This is a genomic window from Citrobacter sp. TBCP-5362 (assembly GCF_005406305.1).
Lineage (GTDB): Bacteria > Pseudomonadota > Gammaproteobacteria > Enterobacterales > Enterobacteriaceae > Citrobacter_B > Citrobacter_B koseri.
Genome location: NZ_CP040234.1, coordinates 46,711 through 68,970, shown reverse-complemented (window position 1 = coordinate 68,970; position 22,260 = coordinate 46,711). Strand labels below are relative to the sequence as shown.

At 51.4% G+C, this 22,260-nt stretch carries 21 protein-coding genes; 6 read left to right on the top strand and 15 right to left on the bottom strand.

Annotation, left to right across the window (positions count from 1 at the left end; all coding sequences use genetic code 11):
• Window positions 1-3 precede the first annotated feature (3 nt).
• The 12 genes from FD428_RS00315 to dagR form a co-directional block, all read right to left on the bottom strand.
• A complete protein-coding gene (locus tag FD428_RS00315) occupies window positions 4-1,089 on the bottom strand; it encodes a fimbrial protein (protein ID WP_114848126.1) in 1,086 nt (361 codons plus the stop codon).
• 14 nt (window positions 1,090-1,103) lie between these two features.
• A complete protein-coding gene (locus FD428_RS00310; RefSeq protein ID WP_223849112.1) occupies window positions 1,104-3,524 on the bottom strand; it encodes a fimbria/pilus outer membrane usher protein in 2,421 nt (806 codons plus the stop codon).
• A 94-nt stretch (window positions 3,525-3,618) separates the two neighbouring features.
• On the bottom strand, window positions 3,619-4,365 hold the full coding sequence (locus FD428_RS00305) for a fimbria/pilus periplasmic chaperone (protein WP_049008079.1): 747 nt from the start codon (window positions 4,363-4,365) through the stop codon (window positions 3,619-3,621).
• Window positions 4,366-4,417: 52 nt separating this feature from the next.
• Window positions 4,418-4,939, bottom strand: coding sequence for a fimbrial protein (locus tag FD428_RS00300; RefSeq protein WP_168190571.1), 522 nt, complete (start codon window positions 4,937-4,939; stop codon window positions 4,418-4,420).
• A gap of 937 nt (window positions 4,940-5,876) precedes the next feature.
• A complete protein-coding gene (gene nlpA / locus FD428_RS00295) occupies window positions 5,877-6,695 on the bottom strand; it encodes a lipoprotein NlpA (RefSeq protein ID WP_024131067.1) in 819 nt (272 codons plus the stop codon).
• A 160-nt stretch (window positions 6,696-6,855) separates the two neighbouring features.
• Window positions 6,856-7,599, bottom strand: coding sequence for a 2-dehydro-3-deoxy-phosphogluconate aldolase (locus tag FD428_RS00290; RefSeq protein ID WP_047460201.1), 744 nt, complete (start codon window positions 7,597-7,599; stop codon window positions 6,856-6,858).
• Window positions 7,586-8,695, bottom strand: coding sequence for a D-glucosaminate-6-phosphate ammonia lyase (gene dgaE, locus FD428_RS00285; protein WP_114848128.1), 1,110 nt, complete (start codon window positions 8,693-8,695; stop codon window positions 7,586-7,588). The genes FD428_RS00290 and dgaE overlap by 14 nt, the downstream gene beginning before the upstream one ends.
• Window positions 8,696-8,698: 3 nt before the next feature.
• The gene (locus FD428_RS00280) at window positions 8,699-9,559 is read right to left on the bottom strand and encodes a PTS system mannose/fructose/sorbose family transporter subunit IID (protein WP_012135806.1); all 861 of its coding nucleotides are present in this window, start codon (window positions 9,557-9,559) and stop codon (window positions 8,699-8,701) included.
• Window positions 9,556-10,305 (bottom strand): PTS sugar transporter subunit IIC, encoded by a 750-nt coding sequence (locus tag FD428_RS00275; protein ID WP_012135807.1) that lies wholly within the window; start codon window positions 10,303-10,305, stop codon window positions 9,556-9,558. The genes FD428_RS00280 and FD428_RS00275 overlap by 4 nt, the downstream gene beginning before the upstream one ends.
• Before the next feature lie 23 nt (window positions 10,306-10,328).
• Window positions 10,329-10,814, bottom strand: coding sequence for a PTS system mannose/fructose/N-acetylgalactosamine-transporter subunit IIB (locus FD428_RS00270; protein WP_042323421.1), 486 nt, complete (start codon window positions 10,812-10,814; stop codon window positions 10,329-10,331).
• A gap of 11 nt (window positions 10,815-10,825) precedes the next feature.
• Window positions 10,826-11,251, bottom strand: coding sequence for a PTS sugar transporter subunit IIA (locus tag FD428_RS00265; protein ID WP_024131069.1), 426 nt, complete (start codon window positions 11,249-11,251; stop codon window positions 10,826-10,828).
• Between the two features lie 225 nt (window positions 11,252-11,476).
• On the bottom strand, window positions 11,477-14,275 hold the full coding sequence (gene dagR, locus FD428_RS00260; RefSeq protein WP_114848129.1) for a transcriptional regulator DagR: 2,799 nt from the start codon (window positions 14,273-14,275) through the stop codon (window positions 11,477-11,479).
• A 188-nt stretch (window positions 14,276-14,463) separates the two neighbouring features.
• Here dagR and FD428_RS00255 point away from each other — a divergent pair, with 188 nt between their 5' ends.
• Entirely contained in the window at window positions 14,464-14,757 is a 294-nt protein-coding gene (locus FD428_RS00255) for a YicS family protein (RefSeq protein ID WP_024131070.1), read from the top strand.
• A 39-nt stretch (window positions 14,758-14,796) separates the two neighbouring features.
• Here the strand turns inward: FD428_RS00255 and nepI are convergent, their stop codons facing one another.
• Window positions 14,797-15,990: a purine ribonucleoside efflux pump NepI gene (gene nepI, locus FD428_RS00250; RefSeq protein ID WP_024131071.1), complete on the bottom strand. Its 1,194-nt coding sequence runs from the start codon at window positions 15,988-15,990 to the stop codon at window positions 14,797-14,799.
• Window positions 15,991-16,216: 226 nt separating this feature from the next.
• Here nepI and FD428_RS00245 point away from each other — a divergent pair, with 226 nt between their 5' ends.
• Complete coding sequence (locus tag FD428_RS00245; protein ID WP_104867989.1) at window positions 16,217-16,576, top strand: type II toxin-antitoxin system RelE/ParE family toxin; 360 nt, start codon at window positions 16,217-16,219, stop codon at window positions 16,574-16,576.
• Window positions 16,560-16,883, top strand: a complete 324-nt coding sequence (locus FD428_RS00240; RefSeq protein ID WP_047460187.1) for a DNA-binding transcriptional regulator — start codon at window positions 16,560-16,562, stop codon at window positions 16,881-16,883. Before FD428_RS00245 ends, FD428_RS00240 begins: the two co-directional genes overlap by 17 nt.
• 60 nt (window positions 16,884-16,943) lie before the next feature.
• Here the strand turns inward: FD428_RS00240 and FD428_RS00235 are convergent, their stop codons facing one another.
• Window positions 16,944-17,396 (bottom strand): DUF1198 domain-containing protein, encoded by a 453-nt coding sequence (locus tag FD428_RS00235; RefSeq protein ID WP_012135814.1) that lies wholly within the window; start codon window positions 17,394-17,396, stop codon window positions 16,944-16,946.
• 11 nt (window positions 17,397-17,407) lie between these two features.
• On the bottom strand, window positions 17,408-18,163 hold the full coding sequence (locus FD428_RS00230; RefSeq protein WP_012135815.1) for an IclR family transcriptional regulator: 756 nt from the start codon (window positions 18,161-18,163) through the stop codon (window positions 17,408-17,410).
• Window positions 18,164-18,406: 243 nt separating this feature from the next.
• Here FD428_RS00230 and FD428_RS00225 point away from each other — a divergent pair, with 243 nt between their 5' ends.
• The 3 genes from FD428_RS00225 (at window position 18,407) to FD428_RS00215 (ending at window position 22,219) form a co-directional block, all read left to right on the top strand.
• Window positions 18,407-19,306, top strand: coding sequence for a dihydrodipicolinate synthase family protein (locus FD428_RS00225; RefSeq protein ID WP_024131072.1), 900 nt, complete (start codon window positions 18,407-18,409; stop codon window positions 19,304-19,306).
• Window positions 19,307-19,327: 21 nt separating this feature from the next.
• On the top strand, window positions 19,328-20,845 hold the full coding sequence (locus FD428_RS00220) for a UxaA family hydrolase (RefSeq protein ID WP_172958463.1): 1,518 nt from the start codon (window positions 19,328-19,330) through the stop codon (window positions 20,843-20,845).
• Window positions 20,846-20,983: 138 nt separating this feature from the next.
• On the top strand, window positions 20,984-22,219 hold the full coding sequence (locus tag FD428_RS00215; RefSeq protein ID WP_230031916.1) for an MFS transporter: 1,236 nt from the start codon (window positions 20,984-20,986) through the stop codon (window positions 22,217-22,219).
• Window positions 22,220-22,260: the final 41 nt, after the last annotated feature.

Below are 22,260 nucleotides of genomic sequence, written 5' to 3'. Positions count from 1 at the left end.
CCTCTATTTATAGACAAGGGTGAATGTCACTGCACCTCTGACATCGCCAGAAGAGACATTTGCCGCAGTCTGATATAAACCGGCACGCAGTGGCACGGTATAATTCGCATTGTCCTGAGCCGGATCATAATCCGTCAGGAGATATGCCGTATTAAACGACAGAGGGATATTCTGATCGTCCAACAACTGGATACCCACGCCGCTCGCCGTTGAGGTGCTCGCCAGCGCAAAAACACCGTTGGCGTTATCAATAATGGCCGTGGTCGGCGTAAAAAAATAGCTGATGCTCGATAACCCTGCCGGGCATTTTGTAAAGTTCAGATTAAAATCAGTACGCGCAGCGGTATAACCTATACCACTAAAATCCGTTCGGCTAACAGCCGGTAAATTAACCGTGACATCCGACGTCGTACAGGTTCCCCCGGTGGTGGATATGATCAGCCCTCCCGCCAGAAAATCAGCGATCATATAGGTGCCGCTGCCAACAGACGTACTGCCCCCGTATGTCTGGTAGTGTCGCATATACATCGGGTCAAAGACGGAAGTGCTGCCTGCGGTTAACGATGTCGACGTTTTTACAAAACGGATTTGGACATCCACGCCGAGATTCCATGAACTTCCATCGCCTGTCACCGTAAATAACTGCGAAGGCGTCTGCTGCCCTCCGGTCGCAATGGTAAGAGGATACCAGTCGCTGGTTTGCCCTTTTACCGTATAGCGCCAGCGAGCGATATACCCCAACCCGGTTTTTACCGTCGTGTTATAGACAGTATACGTTTGCCCATCGACCTGGGTAGTTCCCCAAACGGTGTAGGGGGGATACCCCTGTACCGCCATCGGGATGGCGTAGCTTTGATAATTGGTACGATGAGAGCAGGTCCATGCCGTCGGGTTGTAAGAGGTCGCCCAGGTCCCCAGCAAATCACCGACGGCAGCATCTTTACCCACCTGTACGGTCGTAGAGTCAAAGTACTGGTAGTAGCCATTGGTACGCTCACAGTTCACCCACGTCCCGTCCGCTCGCGCCACGCCGCACATCGCCGCCAGTGCCAGAAAAGAGAGGGCAATGCCCGTTACGATAGTTTTCATCTTTCACTCCTTAATTACTGGCATACCGCATCAGCCCGACGTAAGTCGGCGACATCTGCGCTTTTCTGCTCTGATAAGCGGTAACTGAACTGGCACTCCTGACCCGATCCACTTCCCCATTTCACGCGCAATTTGCCCGCCAGATTCTTAACGCGCGCAAAACTTTGCCCACCCTGGGCGATGTAACCGACAGTATTGCCGCTCTCATCGACCACATCGGCGCCAAAAGGCAGCACATCACCGGCATGGCGGAGAGTGAAAAGCACGGAATACCCTGTATCCGTGGCGTATTTCATCAACACCACGGCGCCTGCGGTAGGGACGCTGTTCTGGCTGGTGACGTCCAGGGAGATATCATTCGATAGCCCCCGGGGATCGAGCTCAATCGTGTTCTGGCGATAGGGTGAGAGGTAAGGCACTGCGGCATTACCATTGCGGTTAAGGCTAAGGCTGCTGTTGTTTGCCACCTTTGCGCCTCCCGCATGTTCCGCTTCAATGACCGCCATGGTGTCCCCCATGATCGGCGTCAGCACAACGCCATTTTGCCAGGCGACAACACCGCCAGAGAGGTTCATGCCGTATTGCTGGTAGCCCTGGCCTGCTGAGAAACTGCCGCCCATGCTGGTCCACGGCGAAGTCCAGTTACCACTGACGCCGCCCGTGGTTTTATTGCTGCTATGGTCGTAGTCATCCTGATTGACGAACGCGCCCCAGTTATACTGACGGTTCTCCCCGGAGGTGCCGGCGATTGAGTTTTGCAGCCCCCGATGCCCGCTTTCCTGAACATAGGTGGTACTGAGATAAGCCGAGCGCGCGCTGTTCCCTAACGGCAGGGAAATCCCTATCGCGATTTTGTTATCCCATTTGTCTTTCACTAAATCGCGGGTACGGCTGGCGTTGAGGTTAAAATTGAACCACTTGAACGCATTGGTGTAACCCAACTGATACTCGGTATCACGCCCGCTTTTGTTCCAGTAATCCTGAGTGCTGGCACTGAGATTAATGCTCCCAAGCGTCTCGGAAATAGTCTGCGTTGCGCTGAGTTGCAGACGATTCTTGCGGTTAATGCTGCTGGAATAAGCCCCTTTATTTGTCCGCTCTAAATCACGCATCAACATCGCATCGTCAATATCGTAATAACCGGAGCTGGAATAACGATAGCTCGCCAGGGTGATATTGGTATCAACGACGGGCAGAATCCTGGCAAATGAAAAGCGGATGCTCTGGCCTTCACGCTTACTGTTATCCGCAAGCGTCGTTCGCGCATGTGTTATGTCAGCAGAAAGCGCGCCAATGAGCGTATTGAGCGCGACGCCACCTGCGACCGATTGATAATCCTCCCCGCCCATCGCACCGGTGTAAGTGGTCAGTAAGTTAGTAAAACCATGACGGAATGTCCCCATCGCAATCTGTGGTTTCTCATTCACGGAGGTATTCCGATAGCGCCCCGCCATCAGCGAATAGCGACTGGTTCCCGGGCGGAGCAGTTCAGCGATGGAAGCATAGGTCACGGTAAAACTGTGCTCACTCCCATCTGCCTCTTTAATCGTTACCAGCAGATCGCCGCCGGTGCCATTGGGATACAGGTCATCAATACGGAACGCGCCAGGCGGAACCGTCGTTTGATAGATACGCGCGCCGCGCTGACTCACGCTGACGAGTGCATTGGTGTTTGCAACACCGGTAATGACTGGCGCATAGCCTCGCTGGGAATCCTCATACATACGATCGTCAGAAGTCAGCATTACGCCCCGAAAACCAACGCTGTCGAAGACCTGGCCATCCGTGGTGGAATCACCCATCACCAGTTTGCTGCGCAGCGGAATAATGCCGCGCTCAAGATAAGTGCTGGTTGAGTCATAATGCCAACCCTGATCGTTGTTCCAGTTGAAAACACCGCGATAGCGTAAGCGCCAGGCATCCCAATTGAGCCCTCCCATCAGGCTCAGATACTGAGATGACATAGAGTCCGTTCCAGACATCTCTGCATGCCATGCGTTGTAATCATATTGCAACGTCGCAGCAGGAATACCGTTATCCCATAATTCAGGATTAACATAGCCGCGAACCTGGCGAAGCAGCCATATCTGAGGCGCCTGCACATTGATGCGCTGTGTCGTCACATCGTAATAAGCTGTTAAATCAGAAGATATATCACCAATACGCACACAACTTTCATTATTCTTTAACGACTGGCGCAGCATTGGATCAATTTTATCAATATCGATTCCCAGCGTTGATATCAGCTTCAGCGTAAAACACGGTTTGGCTACCACGGCATTGCTTTTATCATTTTCGAACTTAACTTCACCACGCCCTCGCCATTTGTCGTTCACATACAGATCGACATTATATTGTCCCTGCGGAACCGGGTTTCCCTGAGAATAGTTGCTAACATCAATCGCTGAGCGTAAAAAATCGCTATTAAATTGCACTTCATCATTTTCAGCGAAGGCAACCTGAACAGAAATAAAAGATAAAACAACGAATTGAGCAATGCGGGTTAATCTCAGAGGACAAGAAATAACGTTATGGGCTACTTTGTAATTTTTGCTCATTTGTTGTTTCTCCACCATAATCATTTATTACACTGTAAAAAACTGAAGCACCGCTCAATTGCGTCGATTTTTTATTAGCGAGCGGGAATACTATTTCGCTTTTTGGCTTCACCATACGCTGGGGGAAGTTTTCTACAGCAGCTAATACAGCTGACCCTGTTGTTCGACGAATCTCAACCTTGCTGAAAGTGATGTAATAGGGAGAGTCGTTTACTACTTTTATGTTGTTCCCTTGTTGGTATATTTTTAATTCTTTATAAGACTGTAATGGTGTTGGTTGCAGATTATCCGGGCGATAGAATAATTTTATTCGGGTACGAAATGCCAATTGCATATGCGTTTTGCCCGACGTTGAATCCTGTGCTTTTGGCGGAATTTCCAGCATGTTGAACCAAAACAAGGACTCCCTGTCCTGCGGCAATGACGGGTTCGTCGCCATGATTCGCACAGCTTGCCCTTTCGCCGGATCAATACGAACAACGGGAGGAGCAATGAGGAACGGAACCGTGATCTCCCCAGGCTTTGCATTTGGGTTACCATCATCCATCCATATTTGTAAAAGATAAGGATTATTCCCCCGGTTTTTTAACTGTACCGTTGATTCCTTGTCTTTTGCATTAAATACAATGCGTGTTCCGTTAATCACAACGTCAGCCATAGCATTCAGTGAGAACGCCGAAAATAACAATACCAGCCCGGAAGATAATATCTTTAACATCTCATCACCTCATAATCAGGAGTAAAGGACGCCGCCTTTACTCCTGTCTTTATTACTCGTAAACCATGGTGTAATCGACCTGAGTCGTTACAGAACCCGCAGTAGACGCGCCAGTAGCATAATATTGCGCAAAGTAATTCAGCGTACCGTTTCCAGAAGAGATATCGACAGGGATATCATTCTGGCCATTCGCTACTGAAGCCCCTGCAACAATGGCGTCACGATCGGCGTTTAATAATTGAACCTGCACGTTAGTCGCTGCATCTGCCGCTGCTGAATCAATGTTCAGACGACCGGTTGTGCTATCAACATAAGCGCCAGGTTCGAAGTAGGTGCTGGCGGTATTTAAAGATGTTCCTGAGCAGTTACTCAGCGAGATAGTGAACGGCGTAGCACCTGCCGTTGCGCCTGCTGCGCCGAGCGTAGTAGCCGAAACGGTTGGCAGCGTTACCGTTGCATCATTACTGCCACCGTCGACAGAAATAGTACAAGTTGTATCAGTAATTTGTCCGTTAATTGTAATAGTTCCATCCACCGCAAATGCTGAAGCAGTAAATGCGGAAGTGATAACCATTGCTAACGCGGATAACGCATAATTATATTTACGCATAATAAATTCCCCTGGTGTTGTTGATATAAATGAACGACGTATTGAATGTGTTATTAAGGCAAAACAAACCTCACCCCATTATCAAAAATGAGTACTGAATAACACCTTCCGGTTCCATTGACATAATATACGCAAAACTTTCATCCGCAATATTAGGATTTTTCAACCAAAAGAAATCAAATCCAAATGCTTACAGGAAAATAAAGTACCGCATAATATCTGCGCTATTCACCATGCAAAATATATCGATAACCAGGTTTTTATAAGACAGTATCAGTTAAAAAAAGATAAAATTTTATAAATCAAATAAATTGATCCAGATCACTGCACAACCCAAAACAGTCGAAATTTAAACATATAAAAAACACAATAAAAACCAAATATCAAACAAACAAAAACAAAACGATCACATTTATTGCTGCATTATTAGCCAGAAAACACCACTTTTAGAATTACGAGAATAATCCTGACAATACGACTAAAGTATTTTATATAATTTATTAATAATTAATGAGTTATTACAAACAAATCATTTTTTTAATTTTTTGCAAGAATAATCCTATTTAGATTCTAAACGTAACTATTGTTAAGCTAAGGTTACAATACATACCATTTCCAGGAATTTTACCGGAACGATCTTTTCTTTTAATCACCTACTATTTCTCAGTATAAAAATCTAAAGATTGCTTACCACAACCTTACAAAAAAGGACAATCCACTATTAGAATCGGCTTTTTTGAGCACAAAAAAGAATGGAAGGGGAAAGTTTGTTGAAAACTCCGAACGGGGAAAAAAGAAGAGAAATTTCGCTATTGTCGTTAAGCGGGAAATACCATGCTGCATGTTATCGCCAGAAAAGAGTCTCTGGCGATAAAGTTCATTTAACTTAAAGCGTTACCGATCACCACCCCGGCACCGCGCCACCGTTAAAGATAGTCTCTGCGGCTTTCGCAACTTCCGGCGATTGATAAGACTGCAAAAACGCTTTCACATTTTCAGCATCTTTGTTGTCTTCCCGCGCCACCAGTATGTTCACATACGGCGAGTTTTTATCTTCGATAAAGACGCTGTCATGCACCGGCGAAAGTCCAGTTTGCTGGATGTAGGTGGTGCTAATGATCGCCACATCCACTTTCGCATCGTCCAGGACGCGCGGCAGCTGTGCGCCTTCCAGCTCCATAATATTCAGATGACGTGGGTTGTCGGTGATATCCAGCGCCGTTGGTAACAGACCCTTCCCCTCTTTCAGGGTAATCAACTTCTCTTTTTGCAGCAGCAGGAGCGCACGCCCGAGGTTGGTCGGATCGTTAGGAATGGCGATCGTCGCCCCGTCTTTCAGTTGATCAACCGTTTTAATTTTTTTCGAGTAGCCCGCCATCGGGAAAACAAAGGTGTTGCCTACCGCTACCAGCGTGTAGTTATGGGCTTTGTTATCTTGTTCGAGGAACGGTCGATGCTGGAACACGTTGGCGTCCAGTTCGCCGTGATTGGTCGCATCGTTAGGCAGCAATGAACCGCTGAATCCTACCAGTTCCACATCAAGACCGTACTTCTCTTTGGCAACTTTCTTCGCGACTTCCGCCACATCCTGCTCGGCGCCGTTAATCACGCCGACTTTGATGTGTTTCGCGTCGCTGCTTTGCTGATCGCACCCCGCCAGCAATATGCCCGCCAACAGTACCGCCGCCCCTGCCCGTAAATGAGGTATCGTCAATTTCACGTTTTTATCCTTATTAAATAACCATCTGATGGGTAATGAAATGACTATAGCGGGAAGGCCGCTGCGGTTTAAAAAACGAAAAGGCATCAGCAAGAAGAAAAAGGCATATACAAAAAGCCCGGTGGCGCGAACGCTTGCCGGGCCTACGTAAACTACGCCATCAAACCAGCGCTTTCACGATCTCCATTAACCTGACGATATCGTCAGGCCGGGTGTTTCCGGTTTGCGGATCGATAATCGAGCTGTAAACATGCGGCATCACGCGCGGCACGCCCGCCTCCAGACAGGTTTGCAAAATAACGCCGAAATTTTCCAGGGAAATGCCGCCGGTCGGTTCGATCAGCGTCATCCCGTTGCGGGCTGCGCTGGTTGCCAGCACATACAGCTCCGGTAACGACGTCTCGCCGCCCATCGGGAAAAACTTCGCCGCGTGCGCCCCCATATCCTGCATCATGCGTACCGCTGCATCGCAGGAAACGCGGGCAGGCGTCCCCTGGCTGCTGCGAACGCCAGTGGAGATAAGCACCTCGCCCGGCGTGCCTGTCGGGCTGACCAGCGCGTTGATATGCGTTTTTTCGCCGCCCGTTGCCGCCAGCGCGCCAGCGGCAAAACCACATCCGGTAAAGGTCTGGTTGACGTGCGCCGGGTGTACCTTTGCAGCAATCATCGCCGCCTTATAGTATTGCGCCGGATCGCCCGCTCCCAGCCCCACGGAGATGCACGGCACTTCTGCCATCCAGCGTTTTACCTCCTGAACACCGTCTTCCACTGAGGCAAACTGTGCGGAGAGGACGCCGATCGCCACATGGCCTTCGGCAGCATCATAGATTTCCCTGGCATTGGCGATATCTTTCGCCAGTACGTTAATCGCCACACGATTACGATAAAAATTAATCTGCTGCATGGTCGGCAATCTCCTTCAGTCGCGCCACGATTAACGCCATTTCCCCTTCTGCGACCGTTCGCGGGTCGAGGCTGAAAACGCCCTGGTGGAGGTTATAGCGACGGGCATAAATGGCGATATCGCCGCCACGCAGCTGAGCTTCGACTTCGCGGGCATCCAGCCCCAGTTCACGGGCATTCACCCGAATACGAATACGCCAGATCGCGCGCCCGGCCTCATCCTGCTCGATATCCGCACTCAACCCACGAATCGCTGAAATGGCGTCGGCTACCGGCTGAAGCTGTTCGGCGGTGACTACCGTCTGCCCCTGGTGATAATTCTCCAGCGCATACACCAGCCCGACCATATTCTCCTTACCGATCTTCATCGCTCTGGCGATGCCGTGATGCTGCGCTTTGCAGGCAGCGATCCACGGTTTCTTGCCGGTGATAAATCCAGAGGTTGGCGCATTGAAGGCTTTCGCGCCGCTGTAGACAACCATATCCGCGCCGCTCGCCACCCAGACGTGCAAATCCTCCTCGGCAGCGGCATCAACAATTAACGGCAGGTTGTGGATCTGCGCCACCTGGATGAAGTCTTCAATGCCCAACATCCCCTTCTGCACGCAGTGATGTGATTTCACATACAGCAGGGCGGCGGTGTCATCGGTAATCGAACTCTCCAGTTGCCAGCGCGCGGCCAGGTTGCTCGACCCCACTTCCACTACACGCCCGCCACCCAGACGGATTGCGCTGGTGATCGGCGCGCCGTAATCCACATTATGCCCACGCAGCATCACCACTTCATTGGCCATACCGGAACTGTCCGGCATCTGCGTGACCCGGGCCCGATCGCCACGGGTAATGGCGGCGGCAACGGCAATCGCAATTCCCGCCGAGGCGCATGAGGTGACATAACTGTCTTCCGCGCCGGTATAGCGGGAGACCCGCTCACCGGTTTTTTCCACCAGCTTGTCGATCTCGACAAAAGCGGAGGCCGCACGCGCCGTGGCGTGCATCACCTCCGGCGCGACGCTGGAGACGCCAAGAATCGTCATCTTGCCGCAGGCGTTAATCACCTGCTTTAGCCCCAGCTGTTGATAGATATTCTGTGTCATGGCTTACAACACTCCCAGCAGCGAGCAGACCACGCTAAGCGCCACAATCGACAGCAGAATGGTGGTGTAACGCGGCCCTTTCTTCACCAGAAAGATGTAGATGGCAAATACTGCCGCCAGCGGCAGCAGGCCAGGCGCAATCGAATCGAGGATCTGCTGAACCACCACTTCAGAACCTTTCAGGGCGCTGATTTTTAGCGGGGTAGTGATCTTGACGTAGCTCGCCGACAGCGCCCCCATCATGATCAGCCCCAACACGTTAGCGCCGTAGATCAGTTCCTTGATTCGCCCCCCTTGCAACAGCCCGACGATGGAATCACGTCCCAGCGTATAGCCTTTGTGAATCAGGCCGTAGCTGATCGCCAGCGTAATGGCCGGATAGAGAATCAGCGGCGCAATACCCCCGAATGCGCTGCCATTGGCGGCGAACGGAATAAAAATCGCAATCAACAGCGGCATCACCGCCGCCCAGACGATGGAATCGCCCATCCCGGCCAGCGGCCCCATCAGGCCGGTTTTAATCCCGGTAATGGAGGCGTCGCTGATCGGTTCGCCACGCGTTTTCTGCTCTTCCATAGCGATGGAGATGCCCTGGATCACCGCGCCAAAGGTCTGTTCTGAGTTAAAGAAGTTCAGATGGCGCTTCAGCGCTTCCACCTGTTCCTCTTTTTGCGGGTAGAGTTTTTTGATGATCGGCGTCATCGAGGCGCAGAAAATCAGGCTCTGTAAACGTTCATAGGAGTTAGAAACCTCCGCACCCAGCCAGTAGATAAACCACGCCCTGGTGATGTCCGCTTTGGTCAGCGCTCCGGTTTCCCGCGCACGCTCAACCAGTTCATGTTGCATTACGTCGCTGCTCATCATGCTGCTCCTTCATTTTTCGCCAGACCTTTAATCAGGAAGGCCACACAGGTGCCGAAGATTGCCATCGCCATGATGTCGACCTTGAGGTACAGCACCGCGAAGAATCCACCGATAAACCACGGCAGCAGACTCTTTTTGCCGATCACCATAATGGTGATGGCGAAGCCCAGCGCCGGGAGAATCCCGCCCATAATTTCAAAGGAGTGGGTCAGCCAGTGCGGCATCAGCTTGAGGAAGCTTTCCACTACGTTCTGGCCGAAATAGTTGGCGGCGAACACCACCGGGAAACGCAGCGCCAGACCGAGTAACGCCGGGTAAAGGAAAGCGCAGCGCATAATGCCCGCCATGTTTGCCGTTTCCGCGTGTTTGTCGGCCATATGTACCCAGGCGGCGTTCAGCGTACGGCGTAGCTGGTCGAGGAATACGCCGATCACGCCAAACGGAATCGCCAGCGCAATCGCCAGGTTGGGGTCCATTCCGGCTTTAACCGCAATGGGGATCGAGATACAGGCCGCCAGCGCCGGATCTGACGGCACGTTGCCGCCCGGCGTCGAGGTCACGCCCAGATAGACGAGCTGCATACCCGCCCCGATGATCATCGCCGTCTGCATATTCCCGAGCAGCAGCCCCACAAAGACCGCGACAACCACCGGCTGAAGCAGCATGGCGGAGAAGGTGTAGCCAAGGCGTAATCGGGCAAACCAGTAATACAACCCCATCAGGCTTGCAAAGACTAAAGTATCCATAGTGTTATCCCATTATCAGAGGGTTAGAATTTTTTCAGGATATCGTCCAGCGACTGTGGTTTATCTTCCGGGATAGTCTGGAAGAACACCTGAATCCCACGACTTTTCAGGTCGTTAAGAATGCCAACGTCTTTTTCATCGAGCGTAATGTTCTGGAAAACCGCTTTGCGGTTTGGCCCGCCGCCTAAGCCCCCAACCTGAATGGTGGTGACATCAAATCCCTGCTGCACGGCCTGTTGAATGGCCGCCAGAGACGGGAACAACACCAGCACATTGCCGTCACCGAGTTGGTTTTCTTTCCACGATGCCGCAAAGCTCTGGTTGCTGTAGCAATCCACTTTGATGTTTGGCGGCGCGGCCATCAGGTAGATATTTTTCATAAACGGATCGGCGTCCAGTTCGTCACTGACCACGGCAATCCGGTTCGCCTGGGATTGTCCGACCCACTTCGTCACGACCTGCCCATGAATCAGACGGCTGTCGATGCGACATAACACGATGTTTGCCATAATGATTTTCCTTATTGTGATTGTTGTAATTGACGAACATGGGCGACGACATCCAGACAACTGCTGCGCCCGGCTTCCACCAGACCGCTCACGCAGGCGGTAAGCGGGCCGTGTTCGCGCCGGTCCAGCGCCTCCAGCAGCAGCGAGGCGTTCAGCCCGGAAACCACCGCCACCGGATAATCCGCACTCAGTCGTGCCGCCACGTTGGAGGTCGTGCCGCCAACAAAATCGGTCAGAATAAGTGAGCCTTCCGGCATGGTTTTCACCACGGCTTCGACACGTTGATAAAACTCGCCCAGCGTATCCACGGGCATGAGCGCAATTTCTGTTACGCCTTTAATTTCCCCCATCACCATGCGAAGGCTGTTGCAGAGCTGTTGTCCCCAGCCGCCATGCGTCAGCAGCAGGATCTGGGGCAAGGATTCAGTGGTAGTCAAAATGGCCTCCTGGCTCGATTACATGAGACTGGCAATGCCCGATAGCGCCATCCGGCACACATTTCCCGGTGGCGCTACGCTTACCGGGCCTACGAACCGGGCCTACGAATAGCAAACGCCATCCGGCAAAACTCATCAGAGTAAGAGCAAAGGCTGTGCCAGGATTTGTGTCACACGGGGGAGAAGAGAGGTCTGGCGAGGCGCAGCGCCACGCCAGATAAGGGATCAGCTATAGAGTAATTCGTAGATATAAAAATATTCCGCGTCCGATAAACGGATGGCATAAGCCTCTTCAATCGGCAGGAAAGCCGATTTGATGACACTAAACGCGCGGGCATCCAGATCCGGTTTGTTTTCCAGCGCCATCTGTAACGGTTTTCGGTTAATCACGATACGCTCGACCATGCAGCAGCAGTGGATCAGGAAGCGCAGTGTCACCTGGCGGCTTGGTTTCAGCGAAAGCGTGGTGGTCAGATGGTTAAGCACCCCTTCCATTTCTTTCAGAATGCGCTGCGGGTTAAGCACTGAAATATGGTTGATGATGCTCTCCATCGTCAGCGCGCTGATAAAGCGCATTGCGCTGCGTTCCATTTCCAGACGGCGTTCAGCGCTGGTGAGGTCCGGCGTTAACAGGCTCAACACCAGTTCCGGCCCCTGCTCAGAGAACAATTCCTCCAGCGAAATGAATGGAATATCCGGCAGCCCCGGCTGGAAGGTGCCAACAATACCCGCCAGTCGTTCACTGGCATGCAGCGACTGCTGGACGCGCTCCAGACTGCGAACATCGTTGTAATCGAGGATCACCATCCGCGTGTCCTGCGACATCAGCTCGCCAAAACTCTCCTCCAGCACCTTTTTGATTTTTTCCGCCGTGCCCATGCCGGTAATACAGGAGATAACCAGCACTTTGCCGCTGCTTTCCTGCTGTGGCGTACAAAGCTGACAGGGGATGCTTTTACCCTGCATTAACGCCGTCAGTTGCGGCAGGTCGCTGGTTTCATAGCTTAAATCCAGCCCCACCTCCAGCAGGCTGGTCAGGGTTATATTTGGCATCAGCAGAACGTCAATCTGGAATAATTTGCTGATCGTACTGCCAAAATGTACCAGCGAGCCGATGTCCACCATCAGGATCAGCCGCTGATAACGTCGGGTCTGAATCATCTGGGTCAGAGTTTCCAGCGTGTCATGCACCGACTGCTCAAACGGCATATCGATAGCACTGAACAACTCGCGCTCCAGCACCCGATTCACATACTGCGCCATGCTTGTGGCCGTTGTTGCGCCGTGAGCAATCAGGATCACCCCGCAGTCCGGGCTGGCGTCGATACGCTGACGATAATGACGACACTCTTTGAGGAACAGACACAGCCAGACCACTTCCGTCGCCGGACACTGAATATGCAGCAATTCATTGATTTTTCGGCACAACAATGTGGCGTTGTCGTACTCATCTTTGCAACGATCGAGGATCAGGCTGGAAGAATAAAGCTGCGGGATCAGGCCGCGCTGAACGTAGCCAATCAGCGCCAGAAAATGTTTACGCAGCGGATTTACCAGGTTCTCCGGCAGCGTAAACGTAAGCACCTGCTCCACACAGCCAATAAGCAGCGTCACGCGTTCCTCAATCTGGTCGCCATAACGCGGCGGATGCGCAATATTGTCGCGACTGTAGAGGCCATATTCAAAAATTGAGCTGAGCTTATTTTTCAGGATCGCCAGCGTTTCCGCCGGAGGCACGTTACTGTTGCGCAGATTGACGTATTCGCGGGTCAGGAAGCTGTAAAAGAGATCGCTCTCTTCAATCTCGGCGCCCGTCGCCAGCGACGTTTTCAAGGCGGGCAACGTGCGCGCGTCAACGTTCAAGCGCTCTTTGCCATCAAACAGCGTGTCCACCAGCAGACGTTGCTCCGGCGTGGCGTTAAACGGCATTTCCGCCAGCCGTTTATCCAGTTGCAGCGTATCGTTATGCTCCGTCATCCCCGACGCCCATGCCTGAGCGCAGAGGAACTGGATATCACTCTTGAGCTGGCCGATGTTGCCTTCCAGCGGCTTATTCAGCAGCCAGAGCAGCAGCGTCTTGTCGATACTCACCGTGCGCTCAATTTTGCGACTTTCACGTTGCAAAAAGCCGACAATCAGCTCCACCTGTTCTTCGATTGAACGCTGGCGAATGCCCGGCAGATCGATACAGACCTGAATACGCCGCTGGAAAGTACGCAACAACGCCGAACTTACCGGTTCTGTCGTCGCGCAAATCAGGCGTACCGATATCGAACGCGCCTTGCTGCTTGCCCCCAGCGGACGGTATTCACCTTTATCGAGAATGGAGAACAGCTTTTCCTGCCCTTCATATGGCAGACGGTGTACCTCATCCAGCAACAGATAGCCGCCGTCCGCCTGCTCCACCAGGCCTGGTTTATTCTCGCTCGCTCCGGTAAACGCTCCCTGTCGATGACCAAACAGGTGCGAAGAGAGCAGTTCCGGGTTATGGGCATATTCCGCACAGTTAAAATAGACCAGCGGCGGCAGGGAGCCAGCGGCGTGCTCGCAGGCAAAGCGGTGCATCAGTTCAGCAAAGAAGGTTTTGCCAACGCCGGAAGGTCCGGTCAGCAACACATGCAACCCGTGGGGGTAAAGCACTGCGGCGCGGCCTTTTTCTACTGCATCGCGCAGGCTGCGATCGTAGCCAATCAGACCGGTAAAGGGATCGTCGATTGTGTGCCCTTCCTGACGCGGCAACAGATCGGCAATTGTACGTACTTCACGTTCGGCGTCATCCAGCTTACGCCCCAGCAGCGTTTCCAGCGCCTGACGGTGCAGGAAAAACACCGGGCGGCCCCGGCTTTTGATCGCCAGACCATCATTGCAGAGTTGATTGAGATCTTTACTGACCGAGTTACGCGCCAGCCCGAGGTTAAAGCCAATGGCTTCCGCCGTAAATGCCGTCTCCTGCGCCAGATCGGCAAGATTCAGCCCGCGCGTCAGCCGTTCGAGTTCCCCCAGTATTACCTCAATCCGTCTCATCTCTTTACCGCTTAAGAAATAAATGATTGTTCAGAACATACACTATTCTGCTACGCAAGAAAGTGAGAGAGCGGGGAGAATCCGCCTACAACTTACAGACGAGACGGTTTTGCGAAGTAATGCGGACCGCTGAGAGAGTCGTGTTCTGTCTATACTTATGCTTAAACTTTGAATACTGGATGATGACGATGAAACAAACCGCCCTGCTGCTCTTTACCGCCCTTCTCGCGCTGCCAGGCATTGCGTTGGCTAACTCGCCTTATAGCTCGCTTCAGACCGCTAACGAAAAAAGCACCGTCCTGAAAGAGCTACGCAAAATGTGTACACCGCAGGCATCGCTGTCGGATGAGGCATGGGAGAAGATGATCATGTCGAATGAGAGTAATCAACAGCACATCCGCGAGGCCATTGTTGCGATAGAAAGGAACAACCAGAATAACTACTGGGAAGCGCTCGGCAAAGTCGAATGCCCGGATATGTAAAACGTCATGGGTGACCGAATCGTCACCCCTTTTGATGTATTATCGCGTCGTTTGTATGCGAACTTTTACCGTCACCAGCAGCGCCGTCAGCAACATCAGGCTGCCGGAGAGCGCCAGCGGCGACAGCAGACCAAGGTTATCAAGCGCATAGCCGCCAACAGCCGCACCGCAGGTATTGGCAAGCTGGATCACCGCAACCTGAACGGACCCGGCTTTTTCCGCCTGATCGGCAAGCGTACGGGTGATCCACGTTGACCACCCTACCGGCACCAGCGCAAACGACAGCCCCCAGACAATCGCGATCCCTGCCGCCACCACTTTTTCGCTTCCCCACAACGTCAGCACCAGCGCGCTGACGGCCAGAACCAACGGCGCGCCTGCCAGCGCCAGTTTGACCGAGCGTTTAAGAATAAAAGAGGAGAGCGACGTTCCCACAAAACTGGCGATGCCAAAGCTCAGCAGCACCAGCGTCAGGCCATCGACATCAAAGCCCGCCAGATTCATATACACCGGGCGGATGTAGGTAAAGAACGCGAACTGTCCGGCAAAGGACATAAAGATGGCGATCATCCCCGCCATTACGCCGGGACGTTGCAACAGACTGAAGATATTTTGTTTTTGGTGAGACGGTTCGCCAGGCAGCGAAGGTAACGATTTCACTACCCAAATAACACACAGTACGCCCATCACCGCCGCCGCGTTAAAAACATGACGCCAGCCAATAATCCCACCTAAAAAACTGCCCAGCGGCGCGGCGATCACCAGCGCGATGGAGACCGCGCCAAAAATAACCGACAACGCTTTAGGCACGGTACGCGGCGGCACCAGACGCATCGTCAACGAAGCCGACATCGCCCAGAATCCCCCCAACGCCAGCCCCAGGCAGGCACGCCCGGCCAACAGCAGCGTGAAGGAAGTTGCAAACGAGACCAGCAGACAGGAAAGCGTTAATAAAACGGCAAACAGGATCACCACATAGCGACGATCGGTCGCCTGAATAATTTGGGTGATAAACAGGCTGGCAAACATGGCGACAAACGCCGTTACCGTTACCGACTGCCCGGCGACGCCTTCAGAGATTCCGAGGTCCTGCGCCATCGGCGTCAGCAGGCTGACGGGCAAAAACTCAACGGTGATCAGGCAGGCAACACAGAACGCCACAGCGAAAACAGCCGACCAGTTTGGCCGGATAATCGTCTCAGCATGGGATTGTTCTTCGATTCTTGCACTCATTTCGTTACCTGCGTCTTTCTCTGCCAGAAAAGCCGTGCAGTGTAACATCTAAAGTGTGACGCATTTAACGTTTTAGCAACTTTCCTTTGTTGCAGGGAAATATGCTTACCCGATCGCATGATGAAAAATGCGCCATGATATTCGCGCGCCTTCGCATTCACAGCGGGAAGAAAAGGACATAATATAGCACTAAGTGCTATACTTACGGTTACAGGATGTCAACCCGATGCGTGTATTTAAAACCAAATGGTTTGCCAGGGAAGCAAAGTCCCATGCAATCAAAGACGAAGAGTTATGTAAGGTTATTGCAGCAGCAATGCAGGGAAAAGTGGAGGATCTCGGTGGTGGGGTTTACAAAAAACGCCTCAATCAGAATCGCGATCGCGCGATCATCCTCGCAAAAGGCGGTATACATTGGTTTTATACATTTTTATATGCCAAACAGGATATGGCAAACATCGACAATGGTGAATTAGCCGGGTTCCGCGAGTTAGCAAAGCATTATGCTGGTCTCGCTGAAGATAAAATGACGGCATTGATTAAAAGTAAAGAATTGGTGGAGATTTGCCATGACTGCAAAAAATAAATTCAAAAGCCCTGCTTTTGAAGCTATTCACAGCGCAGCTTCTGGATTATTCAGCGTTGATGCCATTCCCCAGGAAACGATGCGCAACTTTGACAAAGCATGCCTCAGTAGCGTGGAAGATCTTCAGCCGCTTGAAATCAAAGCACTACGCGAGAAGCTGAACGTCAGCCAGCCCGTTTTCGCGCGCTATCTGAATACCAGCGTTTCTACAGTGCAAAAATGGGAGAGCGGCGCAAAGCGCCCCGGCGGTATAGCGTTGAAGCTTCTTACCATTGTGCAAAAGCACGGACTAAAAGTGCTGGCCTGATGAGTCTCGCTGATAAGCAATTAACACCATTCGTTATATGCAAAATGGCACATACCGTTCTCAATGCAACCAGTGCACGCCATCTTCAGGTTGAAAAAGGGCGTTGTAGCGTATCTGGAAGGCGTTAATCTCTTGCATATCCGGTTCTATTTCGCGCAGAAACCCCAGCGCCAGGCGTACCTGCGCGTCAGTAATTGGCGCGGCCAGACGCGTTTTTTGCAGCTGACGATACCACTGTTGCAGGTTCTGATCGCTGCCATCCACAATCACGATCTGCCAGATCAGCAATATCTGGGCGGCATTTTGCAGATGTGATTCATCAGGACGATGCAGGTACTGTAAAAACGCCTCTCCAGGCGCTTTACCCATCTGGTCGATCATTGACTCCACCGGCACCACGCTGATGCCCAGACGCTCGCTTAACCGACGAATCGCACGCCGGGCCCCCGAGGTGAGCACCCTGAAGCCAACAATAAACACCACGACCAGCGTGGCCAGCATAATCCAAATCATAACCTGCCCTGTTAAACCAACTTTGCAGAAAGCGCCTGACAGGCTTCACGAACCCACTGCGAATATTGTGGAATGCACTCTTTTGGCATTTGCAATTCAACACCGCTGATACTGATCGCAGCAATCACCTCATGATTACGATTAAACACCGGCGCAGCGATACAATAAATACCTGGGGAATCTTCCGCGTTATCAAAGACCCATCCTTGCTCACGGATTCTGGCAAACTCCTTTAGCAAGGCTTTCTTACTGGTGATGGTGGTCTCAGTGTATTGCGGTAACTGCTCATCCGGCAAAAGTTCGTCCATTTTGTCCTGCGGTAACCAGGCACAAAGCGCTTTCCCCACGCCGGAACTGTGCATCGGCAGCTTTTTACCGACCCAGGTACGAATACCGATTGGCTGAGTGTTCTCAAGCTTCATCAGGTAAATGGGCGCGACTTCATCCAGGATACCCAGATGGCAGGTCAGATCGGTTTGCTCACGCAATTTCTCCAGAACAGGCAGAGCAACGTTGCGGATATCAAATTGCTCCAGCGAACGATTACCCCATTCGTACAATTTCAGGCCCAGGAAAAAGCGCCCCTTTTCCAGACGCAAAAGGTGATGTTCGACCAATGCGTTTAACAATGATGACGTGCTGCTTTTAGGTAATGCTAAATCTTGTTGGATCTGGCTGAACGTCGCCCCTGGTGTATTGAAGAGGTAATTACAGATTTTTACCGTCTTATCCAGTGCGGGAACAGAGGTCGTAATATCCTGGCTCATACGAAATTAATCTTTTCTATTCATAGACTCCTCTCAGTATACCGCAATCACTTTCCTCAGGAATGCGGCTTTTTTGCGCATAGAGGAAGCACAGGCAATTCCTGAAATGTTAACCACCTAAATCAGATCGCTATCACAATTGTTCATTTGTTCTGCAAAAATCATTGACGAATGATTTGGATATTTGCTGTACTAATTTCAATATACAGAACATTAGTTCCATATACTGAACAAGAGGTAGCAATGTCGAACGTATTTAAAGGTATCTTTCCGCCAGTCCCAACCATTGTTGACAATCATGGCGAATTAGATCGCGCCGGAATGGCCACCATGATTGACCATGTCATTAACAACAGGGCTGACGGAATGCTGATTCTGGGCAGCGGCGGTGAGTTTTCACATTTTTCCACTGAGCAGAGAAAACAGATCGCCGAATTCAGTCTGCAATATGTTGCAGGAAGAGTACCGGTGTTAATTGGTATTGCCTGCGCCAGCACCGCAGAAACCATCCAGTTAGGTGAACACGCACAAAACGCAGGCGCTACGGGCGTACTGGTGGTGAATCCTTACTATGCGAAACTCAGTGATGACGCGCGTTTTACGCATTACAAACGCATTGCCGAAGCACTCAGTATACCTGTCTTTTTGTATAACTTCCCTGAGTTAACTGGCCAGGATATCGGTCTGGACGTGATCACCCGACTCGCCCGTGAAGTGCCTAATATTGTAGGAATTAAAGACACCATTGATAACATCAGCCACACCCGGGAAATTATTAATCGCGTCCACCCATTCCGCCCGGAGTTTATTGTCTTTAGCGGTTATGACGAATATTTGCTTGATACGCTATTGTTGGGCGGTCACGGTGGAATCCCTGCAACATTTAACTTTGCCCCACACATTACCAGAGGCATATATCAGGCATTTATTCGTGAAGACCTCACTACGGCTAAAGCACTACAGCAGCAACTGGCAACGCTTTCTCCTCTGTATGCATTAGAACAGCCTTTTTTTGGCGTCATCAAGACAGCTATCAAATTAACTGGAGTGGATATTTCAACTGCCGTAGTTCCACCAGCCTTACCACTCAATGAGGAAAAAACAGCCCTTGTTCGAAATATTCTGGCCCGTATTACTCTGTAAATCAGCATGAGAGCAATGATAATGAACATCAACCCTGTACTAAAACTCAATCCAAAAGATGATGTGGTTATCGCAAGACAGTGTGTTCCCGCTGGCACCTGGCTTGAAGAAGAACAAATTACAGTTATCAGCGACATTCCCGCAGGACATAAAATTGCCCTACGCTCACTAAACATCGGAGAGGCAGTGAAACGGTATGGGCAGATTATCGGTTTCGCTACCCAACCTATTCAAGCCGGCGAGCATATACATATGCACAACCTGGGCATGGGCGATTTTGAGCGTGATTACGCCTGGGGCGTGGATCGGCATTCCCCCACACCCGCCGAACATCAGGATATATTTCAGGGAATTCGTCGCGCTGACGGGCGTGCCGCCACGCGTAACTATATTGGCATTTTAAGTTCGGTTAACTGTAGCGCGACGGTCGTCAGAGCGATTGAGGATCATTTTCGTCTACACGGTCTGGCCGATTACCCAAATGTCGATGGCGTGGTGTCGCTTCCACAAAGTTTTGGTTGCGCGATTGGCTCTAAAAGTGAGTCCATGGCGGTCATGCGGCGCACGATGGCAGGTTACGCCACACACGCCAACTTTGCTGGCGTCATTATTATTGGGCTGGGTTGTGAGTCCAGCCAAATCAAAGACATGATGAATGCCCATGGGTTGGAAGATGGTCCAATGATGCACAGCTATACTATCCAGGACGTTGGCGGAACACGGCATGCCATTCAGAAAGGGATTGATCTGGTAAATCAAATGCTTCCCCTCGCGAACCAGGTCATCCGCGAACCCATTCCCGCCTCGGAAATTATTCTGGCGCTGGAATGCGGTGGCTCTGACAGCTATTCCGGTATTTCCGCCAATCCAGCGCTCGGCTATGCGGTGGATAAGCTGGTACAGCAGGGTGGCACGGCCATTCTGTCTGAAACATCAGAAATTTATGGCGCAGAACATTTATTGACCCGCCGCGCTGTCTCGCGCGAGGTTGGCGAAAAACTGATTGCGCGGATTCACTGGTGGGAAGACTACTGTCGTCGCAGCGGAAGCGAAATGAATAACAACCCTTCAGCAGGTAATAAGGTTGGCGGACTTACCACGATTCTGGAGAAATCCCTCGGCGGTATTGCCAAAGCCGGAACCACTAATCTGACAGAGGTTTATGAATACGCAGAACCAGTTACAGCAAAAGGGTTCGTCTTTATGGATACCCCCGGCTATGACCCTATTGCCGTTACCGGGCAAATCGCAGGCGGCGCGAATCTGCTTTGCTTCACCACTGGCCGGGGTTCGGCATTTGGATCCAAACCAACGCCCAGCCTGAAACTGGCTACCAACAACGCGCTCTGGCTGCGCCAACAGGAAGATATGGACATTAACTGCGGCACCATTGTCGAAGGTGAAGAGACGATCGCAGAAGTCGGTGAACGTATTTATCAAATGATCCTTGATATGGCATCCGGCAAAAAAACAAAAAGTGAAGAATTTGGCTATGGTAGTCAGGAATTTGTCCCCTGGACAATTGGCTCCATAATGTAACGCTCCACAATATAACAATACCTCGTACCGCCATGCTCACTATGAGCATGGCAAGGAGTTCCTATGTCTATTGTTAATGTAAATACTGAAGAAGAAAAATTAAAGGCTACAACAGTAAGATGGCGAATATTTATTATTATGCTTTTGTTGGGTGCGATTAATTATATTGATCGCACATCGCTTTCTATTGCCATGCCCTATATTACCGATGAATTTGGCATTACTGATACCCGGGTTGTCGGTGTTATCCATAGCGCTTTCTTCTGGGCTTATGCACTGATGCAAATTCCCAGCGGCGTGATTGCAGATAAGTTCAAAGCCAGAAATATTATCGCACTGGCTACCATCTTATGGGGAGCATTCCAGGCCGTTGCCGCCTTATGTCACTCCATTTTCACGCTTTCACTTTCCCGTCTTGGTCTGGGCGTCACAGAATCCCCTATCATGCCCGCAGGCGCAAAATTAATGGGGACATGGTTAACGCCAACTGAGCGTGGGCGCGGCTCAATGTTGCTCGATGGCGGCGCGCCATTAGGAACCGCGCTGGGTGCGGTCATCATCGCCGGGTTGATTGCCTTTTTCGACTCGTGGCGTATGGCGTTTGTTGTCGCGGGGGTTGGCACGATGCTCGTCGGTTTACTGGCATGGTGGTATATCCGTACTTATCCGTCAGAACACCCACGTATTAACCAGGCGGAACTGGACCATATCACCGCGGCAAACGGCCCAGCCACCAACAGTAAAAAATACCGTCTCGCTGATATCAAACCTTACCTCAAGCAGCGCAATGTGCTTGCGTTGATCGGCGGATGGGTATGCTACAGCTTTGTGTTCTATGGCCTGATGACCTGGCTGCCACTCTATTTCCAGGCCACTTATGGCTTTGATATTAAGTCGATGGGTGGCGCGATGGCGCTGATCTTCCTGCTGTGCTTTATTGGTCAGCTCACAGGCGGTTACATCATGGATAAATGGCGCAGTAAAGGCGCAAAAACCAGCCGCGTTATGCATACCATGTTGGCAATTTCCGCCACTACCGCAGGGGTAGGGATTTTTCTGTGCGCCCAAAGTTCAACACCAGCCATTGCGATTACATTGCTGACAATCGCGCTCTTCCCGTTACGTTGGGCCAGTGTCTACTGGTCAATACCGGGTCTGCTGGGAGCACAATCGGTAGCAGGGACTATCTGTGGCACCATGAACTTTACCAGTAACCTGTTCGCTGCCATTTTGCCTATTTTTATCGGCTTCCTGGTGCAATCTACCGGTAATTACTATGCCGCGATGATGTTCTTTGCGCTGGCCGCAGTGGGTTACCTCATCTGCTCGCTGCTCATTAACTTCGATAAAAAAATGGATATTGCTGAAAAGTAATTACCCGTCTCCGGCCCGCTCGCGGGCCATTTTTTATGGCA